Here is a 15,124-nt window from a genome sequence, read left to right as displayed (position 1 = left end):
AACGTGAGGACCGGTCGCTTCGTGCCTTCTGCATTCAAGGCTAGCACCGGGCATCGTCTCGCCCAAAGGGGCTCTTCACAATTCGGGGTGTAGGTGTGGTCTGAATCCGCCGGCTTCGAGGAGTGCGCGGGCGATGTAGTTGGTGAGGTTGCGGAAGCCGAGGGCCAGGCCACGCAGGTGCTCGAGGCGACCGTTCACGGCTTCGGTAGGTCCGTTGCTCGTGCGCGGCCGGTCGAAGTAGGCCAGGACGTCGCAGGCGCGTCTGGTCAGGGTGCGGCCCAGCTTGCGCAGTTCTACCAACGCCTCAGGCACACTGTCGGCGAGGGCACCGATCACGGAGTTCATCTCGACGCGGCCGGCTGCCCGGTCGGGGTGACGGTAGGCGGAGATCATGCGCTGGTAGATCCCCCAGGTGCACTCGACGTGCACGTGCCGGTCCCCAGCGAAGAGCTTGTCAAGGCGCTCGTGCTGGCGGTCGGTGAGCAGGTCAGCCCCGGTGTGCAGGGTCCGCCGCGCGGTGTAGAGCGGGTCGCCCTTGCGTCCGCGGTGTCCGTGCAGTTCCTGCTGGACTCGGCGGCGGCACTCATCGAGAGCGTCCCCGGCCAACCGGATGACGTGGAAGGGATCCATAACCGTGACGGCGTCCGCCAGCTCCTCGGTGGTGGCGGTCTTGAAGCCCGCGAACCCATCCATGGCCACGACCTCGATCCCATCGCGCCAAGCCTGGTCCCGCTCGGCCAGCCAGTCCTTGAACGCCTTCTTCGACCGACCTTCGACCACGTCCAGCAGGCGTGAGGGCCCGGTGCCGTCCCGGACCGGGGTGAGGTCGATGATCACGGTGACGTACTTGTCACCGCGCCGGGTGTGCCGCCACACGTGCTCATCGACCCCGACGACCTTGACACCGTCCAGGCGGGTCGGGTCCTCGATGAGCAGACGCCGGCCCTCAGCCAGGACCGCGTCGTTGGCGGTGTTCCACGCCACGCCCAGTCCTTCGGCAACTCCGGCCATCGACAGGTGGCCGACGACGATCCCGACCAGACCCCACCGCAGGCCGGCGCGGGAGATCTTGGCCCGCGGCGGCGCCGCAGCGGTGGTGTCCTGACGCCACACGTGCGAGCACTCCTTGCAGCGGTAGCGGCGCACGGTGAGCACCAGCGTGGTAGGGCGCCACCCGAACGGCTCGTGCGCCAACTCCCTGCTCACCGTGTCACGGGGCACGCCCTGGCAGCCGCACCGCCTGCACCAGTCGTCCGGCTCCACGACCCGGCACGCCAGCACGGACCGGTCAGGCTCGAGCAGCTGGCCGGTGACCTCCAGACCGAGGCCGTCGAGGCGGGTGAAGGTAGTCAGGTCAGGGCGCGTGAAGGTAGCGTCAGGCACGTCGAGGTCTTCCGGACGGGTTGTGTGAGAACTCCCATCATCGGAAGACCTCGACCCTCACCCCGACACCGACGCGCCGCCCCAGGTCGCACCACAGCTACACCCTCATCTGTGAAGAGCCGGACTAGCTCGGATCAAGGCGACATCCCCTCAGCATCATGACGCGCTTGTGATGCAACTGAATATAGGAAGCTTAGAGATGACGCAACCAGGACAGACCACCACGACTTCGCACGAAGCGATCGATGCGTTCAAGAGAATCGTCGGCGACGAACATGTACTGACCTCTGAGCGTGCCACGATGCCATTCAGCAAAGGCTATCGATTCGGCGGAGGACCAGTCTTCGCCGTGGTGCGCCCCGGCACGCTGGTCGAGATGTGGCGGGCGCTGCAGGTATCCGTCGACAACAACCTCATCGTCATCCCGCAGGCATCGAACACGGGCCTGACTGGTGGATCCGGCCCCGGCTTCCAAGACTACGATCGCCCCATTGTGATCATCTCGACTCACCGCATCGATGAGGTGCACCTCATCAACGACGCGCGCGAGGCGATCTCGCTCGCGGGCACCCCGCTGACACACCTGACCGACGCGCTCGCCAAGCACCAGCGCGAGCCGCACTCGGTGATCGGGTCGACATCAATCGGCGCCTCGGTCATCGGCGGCATCGCGAACAACTCGGGCGGCAGCCAGATTCGCAAGGGTCCGGCATTCACGCGCGAAGCGATCTTCGCCCGCGTCAACGACGACGGCAAGGTCGAGCTGGTCAATCACCTGGGCATCTCGCTCGGAGACGACCCTGAGGTCGCACTCGACCGTCTACAGCGCGGCGAGTGGTCTCCCGAGGATGTCACCCCAGCTCCCGAAGACTCGAACGAGACCGAGTACGCCGAGCGCTTGCGCAAGATCGTGCCTTCGCCTGCTCGCTACAATGCGAACCCCGAGTACCTGTTCGAGGCATCCGGCTCGGCCGGCAAGCTGATGGTGTTCGCGGTGCGCACCCGCACCTTCCCTCGCGAAGTGCACCCGACCGTGTTTTACATCGGCACGAACAACACGCACGAGCTCGAAAAGATCCGTCGGTTGTTCCTCGAAGCCGACATGCCGCTGCCTATCTCTGGTGAGTACATGGGCCGCAGTGCCTTCGACTTGGCCGAGAAGTACGGCAAAGACACCTTCGTCTTCCTGAAGTTCATGAGTCCAGCGCTGCAGACGCGCATGTTCTCGTTCAAGACGTGGGCCAACGGCTTGTTCTCGAAGATTCCCGGCATTGGTCCGACCTTCGCCGACACGGTATCGCAAGCCATGTTCAGCGTGCTGCCCAACCAGCTGCCCAAGCGCATGATGGAGTACCGCAACCGTTTCGAGCATCACCTGCTGCTCACCGTCAGCGAGTCGCAGAAGGCCGCGAGCGAGAAGATGCTCAAGGAGTTCTTCGCAGAGCCCGAGCACACTGGTGAGTTCTTCATCTGCACGTCTGATGAAGAAAAGAGCGCGTCGCTCAACCGGTTCGGCGCGGCCAGTGCCGCCACTCGCTACGCCGCGTTGAAGCGCCGGCACATCGCAGGGCTCATCCCCATCGATGTGGCCCTGCGTCGCGACGATTGGAACTGGCTCGAGGTGCTGCCGGAGGAGATCGACGACCAGCTTGAGGTCAAGGCGTATTACGGGCACTTCTTCTGCCATGTGATGCACCAGGACTATGTCGCCAAGCAGGGCGTGGATCCCGAGGCGCTGCACGACCGCATCCAGCACCTGCTGGAGGAGCGCGGCGCGAAGCTGCCCGCCGAGCACAACTACGGTCGCATCTACAAGCTGCCGGAGTCCATGGAAGAGCACTTCAAGGAGCTCGATCCGACGAATACGTTCAACGCCGGTATCGGCGGCACGTCGCCGCACAAGGACTGGGCCTAAGTCCCCAAGGTAGCGCGACGCCGTGAGAGCCTGAGCGATGTCTTATCCATCTCGGGTGGACCTAGGGCTCGACTCCCTAGGTCCACCGGGACGGATGAGTCGAGACATCGGTCAGAGGCTGGGCAGGCCATAGAATCGCGTGGCGGCGAGGGCCGCGCCCGGTCCGAGAACGGGTCATCGCCTCACGCCGTCAGCTGACCCGCGACGGCCGGCACACCGGCGAAATCCTCGCCACCGGCCACATCGACGAGCCCGGAGGCTATTGCTGAAACACATTGCCTGAACATATTGGTGGAGCTGAAGGTGTGCAGGTTCAGGACATCGTTCATAGGTGAGTCGGGACATCGTTCATAGTGGTCCGTGACGATGAGGGATGTCTAAAGCGCGTCTGATTGTTCTGGCCGTCACGCAGCGGCAGCAAACGCAGGCCGAGGTCGCCCGCCGCTACCGGGTGTCCTGGCGATGGGTCCACGAACTGATCCGGCTCTTCACAATTCGGGGTGTAGGTGTGGTCTGAATCCGCCGGCTTCGAGGAGTGCGCGGGCGATGTAGTTGGTGAGGTTGCGGAAGCCGAGGGCCAGGCCACGCAGGTGCTCGAGGCGACCGTTCACGGCTTCGGTAGGTCCGTTGCTCGTGCGCGGCCGGTCGAAGTAGGCCAGGACGTCGCAGGCGCGTCTGGTCAGGGTGCGGCCCAGCTTGCGCAGTTCTACCAACGCCTCAGGCACACTGTCGGCGAGGGCACCGATCACGGAGTTCATCTCGACGCGGCCGGCTGCCCGGTCGGGGTGACGGTAGGCGGAGATCATGCGCTGGTAGATCCCCCAGGTGCACTCGACGTGCACGTGCCGGTCCCCAGCGAAGAGCTTGTCAAGGCGCTCGTGCTGGCGGTCGGTGAGCAGGTCAGCCCCGGTGTGCAGGGTCCGCCGCGCGGTGTAGAGCGGGTCGCCCTTGCGTCCGCGGTGTCCGTGCAGTTCCTGCTGGACTCGGCGGCGGCACTCATCGAGAGCGTCCCCGGCCAACCGGATGACGTGGAAGGGATCCATAACCGTGACGGCGTCCGCCAGCTCCTCGGTGGTGGCGGTCTTGAAGGCTCTTCACGAACGAGGGTGTAGCGCGGGTCTGAACCCTCCGGCTTCGAGCAGCGACCGAGCGATGTAGTGGGTGAGGTTGCGGAAGCCGAGGGCGGAGCCGCGGAGGTGTTCGAGTCGCCCGTTGATGGCCTCGGTCGGGCCGTTGCTAGTGCCGGGGCGGTCGAAGAACGCGAGGATGTCGCCCGCCCGCTGCTTCATGGTCCGGCCGAGCTTGCGGACCTCGACGAGCGCCGCGGGAACGCCGCTGCTGATCGCAGCGATCACCTCCTGCATCATCGCCTTCGCTTTCTTCTTGTCGGGCTCCCGGTAGGCCGCGACGATGCGCTGGTAGATGCCCCAGGTCGCCTCGACCTCGACGTGCTCCTCGCTCGCGAACACTGCGTCCAGGCGTGCCCGCTGCCGGTCGGTGAGCAGGCTCGCCCCGGTGTGCAGGGTGCGGCGGGCTTTGTAGAGCGGCTCGCCCTTGAGCCCGCGGTGACCGGTGGTGTCTTGCTGGACCCGACGCCGGCAGACATCCAGCGCGTCGCCGGCGAGGCGGACCACGTGGAACGGGTCCATGACGGGGACGGCGTCGGGGAGTTCCTCGGCGGCAGCGGTCTTGAACCCGGCGAAGCCGTCCATCGCGACCACCTCGATCCGCTTCGCCCAGTCCGCAGGGCGGGCGGCGAGCCACTGCTTGAACACCGCCTTGGAGCGGCCCTCGACCATGTCCAGCAGCCTCGCCGGCCCGGTCTTGTTCCTCGCGGGCGTGAGGTCGATGATCACGGTGACGTACTTGTCGCCCAGCCTCGTGTGTCGCCAGACGTGCTCGTCGACACCGATCGTGGTGACCCCGTCGAACCGGGCGGGGTCGTCGATCAGGCGCCGCTTGCCTTCCGCGAGGACGGCGGCGTTCGCGGCACTCCAGGACACCCCGAGACCTGCGGCGACGCGGGTGACGGTGAGGTGGTCGATGACGATGCCCCGCAGCGCCCACTCCAGGCCGCCGCGGGAGATCTTCGCACGCGGCGCCGCTGCCCGCGTCATGTCCTGCCGCCACGTGCGCCGGCAGTGTCCGCACCGGTACCGGCGCACCCGCACCAGCAGGGTCGTCGGCCGGTGCCCGAACGGCTCGTGCGCCAGTCGACGCGTGACCGTGTCCCGCGGCACGCCCTCGACACCGCACTTCCGACACCACGGGTCGTCCTCGACGACGCGGCATTCGATCGTGGCCCGATCCGGCTCGATCAGCTGGCCGACGGCGACGAGGCCGAGCTCGTCGAGGCGGCAGAACGTGGTCAGGTCAGGGGTCGCGAAAGTAGGGTGGAGCACGTCGAGGTCTTTCGGGATGGCGAGCGTGAAGAACTTCCATCATCCGGGAGACCTCGACCCCTACCCGGCCACCGACGCGCTCAACCGACTACACCCTCGTTCATGAAGAGCCGTCTTGAAGCCCGCGAACCCATCCATGGCCACGACCTCGATCCCATCGCGCCAAGCCTGGTCCCGCTCGGCCAGCCAGTCCTTGAACGCCTTCTTCGACCGACCTTCGACCACGTCCAGCAGGCGTGAGGGCCCGGTGCCGTCCCGGACCGGGGTGAGGTCGATGATCACGGTGACGTACTTGTCACCGCGCCGGGTGTGCCGCCACACGTGCTCATCGACCCCGACGACCTTGACACCGTCCAGGCGGGTCGGGTCCTCGATGAGCAGACGCCGGCCCTCAGCCAGGACCGCGTCGTTGGCGGTGTTCCACGCCACGCCCAGTCCTTCGGCAACTCCGGCCATCGACAGGTGGCCGACGACGATCCCGACCAGACCCCACCGCAGGCCGGCGCGGGAGATCTTGGCCCGCGGCGGCGCCGCAGCGGTGGTGTCCTGACGCCACACGTGCGAGCACTCCTTGCAGCGGTAGCGGCGCACGGTGAGCACCAGCGTGGTAGGGCGCCACCCGAACGGCTCGTGCGCCAACTCCCTGCTCACCGTGTCACGGGGCACGCCCTGGCAGCCGCACCGCCTGCACCAGTCGTCCGGCTTCACGACCCGGCACGCCAGCACGGACCGGTCAGGCTCGAGCAGCTGGCCGGTGACCTCCAGACCGAGGCCGTCGAGGCGGGTGAAGGTAGTCAGGTCAGGGCGCGTGAAGGTAGCGTCAGGCACGTCGAGGTCTTCCGGACGGGTTGTGTGAGAACTCCCATCATCGGAAGACCTCGACCCTCACCCCGACACCGACGCGCCGCCCCAGGTCGCACCACAGCTACACCCTCATCTGTGAAGAGCCATACGGGCTCTTCAGAGTTGAGTGTGGGGTGAGGCGTCGAGACCGCCGGTGATGAGGAGCATGCGGAGTCGGTAGTGCTCGAAGTTGCGGAACCCTCTGGCGATGCGGCGGCCGAGTTCGATGATCCCGTTGACGGCCTCTGTCCCGCCGTTGCTCGCGCCGTCGGTGTCGAAGTAGGCCAGGAACGCGGTCTTCCAGCGGCGTAGCGTCTTCCCGAGCCGCGCGATCTCGGGGATCGGGCACGATGGCAGCTTCTCGATCAGCTGCTCGGCCAGTCGACGACCCCGGGCGGGTGTGGGCTGGTGGAACACGTCTCGGAGGTCCTGGACGCAGTGGTAGGCGACCTCGACCTCGATGTGAGCGGGATGGGCGTCGAAAGCGCTGGCCAGACGCACCTGTTGCCTGCTCGTCAAGCGTTCTCGGCCGGCGCGAAGGACGTTGCGGATCCCGTAGAGAGGATCACCCTTGCGGCCGCGGTGGCCGAGGGTCTCCTGCTGGATCCGGCGGCGGACGCCGTCGATCGCAGCCCCGCCGAGCTTCACGATGTGGAACGCATCCAGTACGCAGGTGGCATCCTCGAGGCGGTCATCGATCGCGTTCTTGTATCCCTGGAACGGATCCAGCGTCGCGATGTCGATACTTTGCCGGAACTCCTCGCCCCGCTCGTCGAGCCAGTTGCGATAGACCGTCCCGGATCGGCCCGGGACGAGATCGAGAAGCCTCGCGGTCGGGTGGGGGCCGCGCGTCAGATCGACCATCCCGGTGAGTTCCTTCGGACCACGCCGGCGAGGATCACGGTGATGCCAGACATGCTCGTCCACGCCCAGGACATGCACTCCTTCGAACCTGGACGGGTCCTCGGCGGCCAGGGTCAGGACGGGCTGGACCTGGGACCAGAGCGTGTTCCAGGTGGTGCCGAGCTGCCGGGCCAGGCCCTGGATCGTCGCTCCTTCACGGCGGAGCTGGCTGATCGCCCACCGAACCGCACGGATGCTCAACAGTCCCCGCGGTGCGCAGACCTCGGGATCCTGTTCGAGGAACGTCGCCACGGGACAGATGTCCTCGAGGCAGATCCAGCGGCGCTTCCGCCACCGGATCCGCACCGGCCTGCCGGCCCAGGGCGCATCGATCATCTCGACCATCACACGGCCGTGACCAGTCGCGATGACTCCACAGCCAGGGCAGCCCGTGACCGGATCGCAGGACTCCACCTCGAGCATCAGGCCTGAGGGAGCCTGCGAGACCGCGATCAGGTGAAGGCCGGGGAAGTCCAGGAGAAGATCGCATCTCCCACAGCGATCGAGCGCGTCAGGGCATACGCAACTATGGTTGTGCATCGTCGAGGTCCTTGGTGCGAGCAGAGGTAGAAGTCCGCTCATCATCCGGGACCTCGACGCCTACCACCAGCTACCCCGCACCACCGGCGCACCCACACTCAACTCTGAAGAGCCGCCATACGTAGCCGGCGGTCGTGCCCACAGCCTTCGTCTGCACAGGGTCGATCGACGTGCCGTGCTCGGTGTAGGACGACCAGCCCAGGATCGTTGTCGCCGAAGAGGTCGTAGACGTAGCCTCCCGTGGGCCGGTCGGCAGGACCCGAACAGGCGTCGGCGCGGGAAGCCCGCCATCAGGTAGCCATGGGCTACCCATTACCACTTTGCCCAAGACGTCTACTGTGCCGCACGTGAACGCCAAGGTACTTTCGTAAGGAGGGCCCCTGTCGTGTGCTCAGGGGGAATGACTCCTAGCCCGCTTGCATGTGCTTGGCAGCCACCGATGCGAGATCCATAAGAAATTTCAAAGCCTCACCATCGAGGGGTTCGGGAAAATCGGAAAGCCACGCTTCTAGCGCCTCTCGATCCCGATAGCGTTTTGCTCCAGGAGAATAGTGTTCAGCAATCTTGTTTGCAAGATCGTCGTATTCGGAGCTGGCTTCATCGCGAAATTCTTTCATACCCGCCGGGTCGGTTATCCAAGCAAATTCGCGAATAGCATTTCTTAATTGCAAGAATCGGCTCCTGTTATTTCTGGTCACCACACCCTCCTTCATGACGCCTCGCTTTCGAAAGTTTCTGGCGCGAGAATATTTCTCTCACTATGCACTAAGTAGACCTACTGGAGCGCGCGCATGCGGGGAGCCATTGGTCCAACGTCACGCATACTTCCCCCCATGGCTCGCCCTCCGCGACCACCCGTTCCGGTCCGAGTAGCCCCCGAAGGGCCATCAATGGTAGCCCTTCCACCTCCGCGCCCACTGCTTCCCTGCCGCGAATTCCCCTTCCCTCTAGGGTTTGTAGACACAATCTTACCTTTCGAGTTTAGGACGACATTCGCTCGGGCTCCCTTATATTGCCATGACTTTCGGCCATCTTTGTCGTACTTTAAAATAACTTTGGTAGGGTTTTTTAGAGTATCGCGAATCGCCGACGGCTTGGGTCCCTTGCGCTTTAAACCATCCCCTATTGCTCGGTCCATTCCGTGCTTGGTGTAGCCGGTTACCCTGCACGGGCCCCCCTTAACCGAATCGATCACGAACCCGCGGCAAAGACCCGAAACGTCTTGCGCATTTACTGGATCCGTGGGATAGGCGTATGCAGTGGAGTTACCTCCAGTGACCGGGTCCGGCGATGTGAATGATCCTACGGTAACGGTGTAGAGCCGCACCCCCATCAGCGTGAGTCCAGCGGTCGCCTCGGTCGTTGACCGTTCCTTGGCGCCGAGCCATCCGTAGCCGGCGGTCGTGCCCACAGCCTTCGTCTGCACAGGGTCGATCGGCGTGCCGTACTCGGTGTAGGCCGACCAGCCCAGGATCGTCGTCGCCGCCACGCTCGCCTTCTGCGCCGCGATGATCGGTATCGTCGTGACGATGTCCCCATGGATGTTGGAAAGTGTCAGACTCGCGGCCCCATCCGACATGATGGAGGCTCCGAGGTCACCGCTGACCGAGCTCGTGTACCGGGTGGTCGTGGTGGTCCCGTCCGGCGCCTTCACGTCGATCCAGGACGGGTTGTCCGAGCCGTCGGCGTAGTGCCGTGTGGTCGTCGTGGTCTGCGAGCCCGTCACGCTGGTCTGGACCAGGCGTCGGTCATCCACGTCGAGGGTGAAGCTCGTGGTGGTCCCGCCCTGTTTCACACTCGCCGGCAGGTCGCTGTCGAAGTAGCCGAGCGTGATGTCCCCGGCGCCGGGGTTGGGCGCATGGGCGGCGGGCAGTGTCGTCTGTCTGCCGAAGAGATCGTAGACATAGCCTCCCGTGGGCCGGTCGGCGGTGTCGTACGTGAGCTGCTGCTGGACACCCGGCGTGGCCGTGCCGCTGGCGGTGCCATCGGCTCGGATCTGCTCAGTGAGCGACTTGCGCGCGCCGTTGGCCGTGAAGGTGTACTCGCGAGTCGTGTACGGCGACGCGCTGGCCCCCGCGACGGGAAGCCCCGTCAGATCCTCGGCCTTGGTGAGGTTCCCCGCCTTGTCATAGCTGTAGCGGTGGTCGAAGTCGATCTGATCGGCGGTGACGGGATCCGCCGAGTCGGTTCCCGGGTCGATGCCTGCTGTGGTCGCGATCGCCGAGGCGAAGGTCGTGGCATCCGTACGAACGCGCCCCGCGGCATCGTTGGTCTGGGACCAGGCGATCCACGGCCCCGCCGACACGGTCCCCGTCGCGGGGTCGGTGAGCTGGCCGGAGTACACCAGCCCGGTCTCCTCCCCCGCCTCGTCCACCAGATGGGTGGCGGTAATGCCCGCCGGGAGCTTCTCCGTGGTCATGGCGCCGTTGGCGTCGTATGCCGCCTGGTAGACAAGGGCGTCGCTCGACGTGCGCGTCACGGTCTGCTTGGTGACCACGCCGCGACGCTCGATCTTCCCGTTGGCGTCCGAGCCGTTGTACTCGAAGGTGGTGGTCCCCTTCGGGTCCTTGATCGAGGTGACGCGCGCCTTGTCGTCGTAGGTGGTCGTCGTAGAGTCGCCGAGCTCGTTCACGGAGACCGTCTGCTTGCCCCACAGGTCATAGCTGTTGGTCTGCTTGGCCCCTGAGATGGCCGTCCCCGCCGCGTTGGAGACACCGGTGGCGTCGACCAGTCCGGTGGTCTGGTTGAACTGGGTGAAGATCGCCGGCGTCGCCTGCGATCCGGTGAGCCCGGAGGTGCTGGTCTTGGTCCAGATGGCACGTCCGGCGGCGTCGTACTTGACCTCGCTCGTGCGTGTCGCGCTCCCGCTCGTCTCGACGGTGGTGGTCGGAGAGAGCCAGAAGTCGTATCCCGTGACCCGTGATCCCGGCATCGTCGGCCCGCTGCTGGGTGCTGCGGCGGGGAAGGTGCGACACACGAGACCCGCCCAGGCCTTGGCCTGATCGGTGGCGCCGCACGCGGCGTCATCCGCATTCGCGGCGGCTGTGTAATAGATGGTCTTGGTGGTTCCCGCGTCGGTGCCGTTGGAAGCAGGCTGCCGCTGCTCCATGACCTTGCCTCGGGCATCGAAGCGCTGACGGGTGGTCTGGCCGATGGCGTTGGTCGACGTGGTGGCCACGCCGAGAGTCCATCCGGAGGTCGGATCGGTCGCGGACTTGCCGTCGATCGGGGTGTAACCGGCGGTGGTGACCGAGAGCTGCTCGATGACCGCCGGCGCGCCGGTTCCGCTGGCCGACTCGACGGCATCCGTGGTGACCGTGGTGGGCAGACGGTAGGGCGCGCCGGTCGCGGCGTTGATGCCGCCGTTGGGGGCGCCCTCGTCGTAGGTGGTGTGGACGTGCGGGCGCACGCGCGCCTGCGTCGTGCCGTCGGCGAGCAGCACATCGCGCGCGGGGGCGTAGGTGTCCGTGACGAGCGTTCCGGCGGGTGTGAGGACGGTGCCGTCCGCGGCGGTGATGTCCGCGTTGTACACCGTCTGGGTGGACATCGCGTCGATCTGCGCCGAGGAGAGGGAGTCATCGGCCCGGGCCGCGGTGATCGCGCTCGCATCGAGGGACCGGATCACATTGCCCTGGGCGTCGTAACGATCCGCCGTGATCTGCCAGGCCCCCGCGCCGTAGCTCGCGGAGTTGATCGTGTAGGCATCCGCATTGATGTACTGCAGCCCCGCGTACTGGAGGTCCGCGGCCGGCAGGTCGGCGCCGACCAGCGCGGTCACGGGATGGTCGGAGTCGAAGACGGCGTACCCGTTGACCGGCTTCTGCGAGAGGTACTCCGGGGTGCCCTTGGCGTCCTTGACCCATGCCGCGATGCCGTTCTCGGAGAGATCCGGGAGGCCGGAGCCGGACACGGGGACGTCGTACACGATCGAGGCGATCTGCACGGCGCTCCCGCCCACGGTCTGGGCGCCTCGCGACACGTTCTTGATCACCTGCGTCGGAATCGTCGCGTCCGGGTTCGCGGCGTAGGTCATCGTGTACCCGGCCAGACCGGAGGGGGTGATGGTCTTGATCCGGGTGCTCGTGCCGTCCCACGTGTAGGTCGTCGAGAGCCCGGAGCGGACATCGGTCACCTTCGACAGCCGGGTCTGGGAGTCGTAGGTGTAACTGGTGATGGGCTTGGACTCGACCTGCTGCGAGGTCGCGTTGTACATCACGGCGCTGATCTGACTGATCCGCTGCGCCTGCTTGCCATTCGGATCGGTGACCGTCGTGTAGGTGATGTCCATGGCACGGCAGCCCGGAGCCAGCGTGCCCGATGTCGGGCACGCGCTGCCCGCGAGCCCGTCGGGCAGAGGGGCGACGATGCGGGTCACAGCCCCCGTGGCGGGATCGTGCCCGAACGTGGTCTTGCCCGACTGGCCGGGTTCGGCGATCGAGGCCGGATGCCACGTCAGGTTCTTGCCCGCCTGCACGGTTCCCACAGGCGTGAACGAGGTGATCGTCCCGTCGTCCTCGGTGACCGCGAGGACCGGGGCGGTCGCCGTGCCGGTCAGCTTCGCGGTCACACCCGAGGTCTCGGTGCCCTCGGTGCCGGCGACCAGCGTCGCCGGAGTCGGGGTGCCGAGCTTGCCGTCAGGGTTGACGAACACGAGCGGCTCGCCGTCCTCACCGACCAGCGAGATCGACCCATCGGTCATCCGCTGATCGATCACCTGGAGATCGGCCAGGCCCGCTGCGTCGTCGCCTTCGAGGTTCGCGGTGAAGCCGGGCCCGAACACGCCCGTCACGGAATCCGTCGGCCATGCCTTGACGTCGCCCGGGCCCGTGTACGAGAGGTGAGAGCGAGTCACCGTGATGTCCGAGCCGTAGCCGGGGACGGTGGCATCGGTGGCCGAGGTCTGGAACTCCCCCGTGTAGAGGGCCACCTGACCGGCCTCGACATCGGTCGTCGGGTACCCGTCGCCGAAGGCGTGGGGGATCCGCACCAGGGTCGTGGGTCGCGTATCGCTCGTGCACAACGGCTTGGTGACCCCGGTGTAGGTGAAGCAGACCTGGAACTCCATGCGCACCGGCCCGCGCGACGTCACGTTCGCCTCGGCGAGCGCGGCGGCGGCGTCGAAGGTCGTGTCGAGAGGCGAGGGAGCGCCCAACGCGGCCGTGACGTCCTTGGCGGCTCCCGCGTTGGTCCACGGGTCGCTCGTCCCCGCCGTCCGCCACTGCATCTGCGCACTGACCGACGTCTCGGACGCCGTGCGAGCCGGCGCCATCGCCGTGACCGCGAAGGTGCCGTTCGAGGCCGACAACGAGGCCGGATAGATCACGGACGGGCCTCCCCAGCCCGTCGTGAACACTCCCACCTCGTTCTTCCCCGAGGCCGTGAACACGCGAGCACGAATCTGATGACCGCCCGCTGCCTTCGGGAGCTTCACCGTGATCGATTGTCCCGGGGTGACCGCGACGGGGGTGCCGTCCGTGGCACCGTCGATCCGGTAGTTGATCCGGATCGCCTGGTTGTTGCCGGTCGTCATCGGGGCCTTGATCGTGCACGACACGTCGGCCGTGGGAGCCGTCGCCGCCCATTGGCCATTCGTGTAGCCGGAACACGCGATCGTCGGTGCCGCCGGCGTGGCCTGGCCGGTGCGCACCTCCTGCCAGGGCGACCACACCCCCGCCCAGAGCCCGTTGCCGTCCTGGACGGACGCCCGCACGTACAGCGTCGTGTTGTCCGGCACCGTGCCGAGCGTGCACAGCGCCCGCTGCCCGGAGGTCACCCACCCGCTCGTGCACTCGGAGACCTTCGTCGTCGCCGCCGTGGACGTGTACGCCTGGATCGTCGTGCGCACGTCGTTGCCGTCAGGATCCGACAGCACCGCGGCCACCTCGGGCTTCGTGGCGGACACATACGTGGCGCCGTTGTACTGCATGCTCCCCGTGACCACCGGCGTGGAGGCCGTGTTCGGCTTGCGGTTGTACGTGAACGTGACCGATGGCGGGTTCGTCGACTCCATCGACGCGAACCGCTTCCACCCGCTCGTGGAGGTCTCCGACGTCGCACGCAGTCCAATGGTCATGGTCGGGTCCGGATTGGTCGACCACTCGTTGGCCAGAGAAGTGATGTCGATGTTGACCCAGCCGGCCGCGCACGAGCTCGAGAAGCCCTTCGCGACCGTGACGGAGCCCTTCTTCGCGAGCCACGTCGGCTGCTTCGTCCATCGCACCGAGGAGTCCACCGGACCGGTGCTCCACGCCTCCAGGCCGGCGGCCGTGCACGAGTACGACCACGACTCGTACAGGTTCAGGGAAGCGGACATGATCTGCTGACCCTTGAACTGGGCGTTCGGGATCGACAGGAACGACCGCGCCACGTGGGAGCCGTCATACGTCCCGACCTTGAGCTCCTGCTCCCCGGACCGGTCCGTCGAGATGTCCGACTGCACGAAGGCATCGAACGTGGGGCGGGCGGTCGCTGCCGCATACACGGGATCCACCGTGATGGGGAACTGCCGATCCGCGTCCAGCAGCCACGCACGATCCATGGACAGGCGCAGGGTGATCCGCCCGCCGTCCTGCGCTGCGATGGAGACCTGCAAGGGCACATGGTTCACATGCTCCAGAGAGGCCTTGTCCACCTTCGCGTCCCACGCCAAGGGTGCCTCGAAGGTCGAGACCACCGCGCCCGAGGCGTCGACGAACTCGATCCTCTCGCCGTCTGCCTCCCGGGCCGTCACGCCCTCGACCAGCAAGGGCAGCTCCCACGCGACCTGGTCCCCCGTCTGGCCCGCCGCATACGCATCGGCGGAGGCCTTGTCCGTGACCACGAACGACTGCTCGAAGCCGTCACGCGACGCCTTCACGGTCAGGTCGATACCCGGCCAGGCGTGGGGATAGGTGGCCGTCGGCCCCTTCAGGGTGGGCGCTGCCAGCGTGCCACCCCACGCGAGGGCCACGCTCCAGTCGGCGTCATCGGCTGCCGAGATGGACGCGACCTCCGCCGGAGCGTCCTCGGTGCCCGTGACGGTCGAAGCCAGCTCCACGCCGTCGGGGACCGCCTTCGGAGCGACCGTCCCGTCGGACTGTTTCGGCGGATTCAAGCGGTCAGTGCAACGAGTCCTGTGAGATGAGGCAGTCACTGATCA

The 15,124-nt window shown here is 66.5% G+C and carries 7 protein-coding genes and 2 pseudogenes; 1 reads left to right on the top strand and 8 read right to left on the bottom strand.

Features of this window, described 5'->3' with window-relative positions:
- Positions 1–75: 75 nt before the first annotated feature.
- On the bottom strand, positions 76–1,383 hold the full coding sequence (locus tag BRM3_RS06465) for an ISL3 family transposase (protein ID WP_263595255.1): 1,308 nt from the start codon (positions 1,381–1,383) through the stop codon (positions 76–78).
- 199 nt (positions 1,384–1,582) lie between these two features.
- Here BRM3_RS06465 and dld point away from each other — a divergent pair, with 199 nt between their 5' ends.
- On the top strand, positions 1,583–3,298 hold the full coding sequence (gene dld / locus BRM3_RS06460; RefSeq protein ID WP_263595254.1) for a D-lactate dehydrogenase: 1,716 nt from the start codon (positions 1,583–1,585) through the stop codon (positions 3,296–3,298).
- 182 nt (positions 3,299–3,480) lie between these two features.
- On the opposite strand, the gene BRM3_RS06455 is transcribed toward dld, so the two are convergent.
- The 7 genes and pseudogenes from BRM3_RS06455 to BRM3_RS06425 all read right to left on the bottom strand — a co-directional run bounded on the left by BRM3_RS06455 (position 3,481) and on the right by BRM3_RS06425 (position 15,022).
- The gene (locus BRM3_RS06455; protein WP_006822818.1) at positions 3,481–3,627 is read right to left on the bottom strand and encodes a hypothetical protein; all 147 of its coding nucleotides are present in this window, start codon (positions 3,625–3,627) and stop codon (positions 3,481–3,483) included.
- Between the two features lie 159 nt (positions 3,628–3,786).
- A pseudogene (locus tag BRM3_RS06450) lies at positions 3,787–4,386 on the bottom strand (ISL3 family transposase); the annotation flags it as partial.
- 6 nt (positions 4,387–4,392) lie between these two features.
- Entirely contained in the window at positions 4,393–5,700 is a 1,308-nt protein-coding gene (locus tag BRM3_RS06445) for an ISL3 family transposase (protein WP_263594637.1), read from the bottom strand.
- Positions 5,701–5,799: 99 nt separating this feature from the next.
- Positions 5,800–6,528, bottom strand: a pseudogene (locus tag BRM3_RS06440) (ISL3 family transposase); the annotation flags it as partial.
- 132 nt (positions 6,529–6,660) lie between these two features.
- The gene (locus BRM3_RS06435) at positions 6,661–7,986 is read right to left on the bottom strand and encodes an ISL3 family transposase (RefSeq protein WP_263595400.1); all 1,326 of its coding nucleotides are present in this window, start codon (positions 7,984–7,986) and stop codon (positions 6,661–6,663) included.
- A gap of 407 nt (positions 7,987–8,393) precedes the next feature.
- Positions 8,394–8,684: a hypothetical protein gene (locus BRM3_RS06430; protein ID WP_263595253.1), complete on the bottom strand. Its 291-nt coding sequence runs from the start codon at positions 8,682–8,684 to the stop codon at positions 8,394–8,396.
- Positions 8,685–8,761: 77 nt separating this feature from the next.
- Positions 8,762–15,022: a DNRLRE domain-containing protein gene (locus BRM3_RS06425; protein WP_263595252.1), complete on the bottom strand. Its 6,261-nt coding sequence runs from the start codon at positions 15,020–15,022 to the stop codon at positions 8,762–8,764.
- Positions 15,023–15,124: the final 102 nt, after the last annotated feature.

It is taken from the genome of Brachybacterium huguangmaarense, assembly GCF_025725725.1.
GTDB classification, from domain to species: domain Bacteria; phylum Actinomycetota; class Actinomycetes; order Actinomycetales; family Dermabacteraceae; genus Brachybacterium; species Brachybacterium huguangmaarense.
This window is presented reverse-complemented; position numbering and strand designations above follow the sequence as displayed.

Excerpts from the sequence above, each read along its gene's own strand:
- dld (WP_263595254.1), top strand. The coding sequence starts at position 1,583 with ATGACGCAACCAGGACAGACCACCACGACTTCGCACGAAGCGATCGAT.
- BRM3_RS06455 (WP_006822818.1), bottom strand. The coding sequence starts at position 3,627 with ATGAACGATGTCCTGAACCTGCACACCTTCAGCTCCACCAATATGTTC.
- BRM3_RS06435 (WP_263595400.1), bottom strand. The coding sequence starts at position 7,986 with ATGCACAACCATAGTTGCGTATGCCCTGACGCGCTCGATCGCTGTGGG.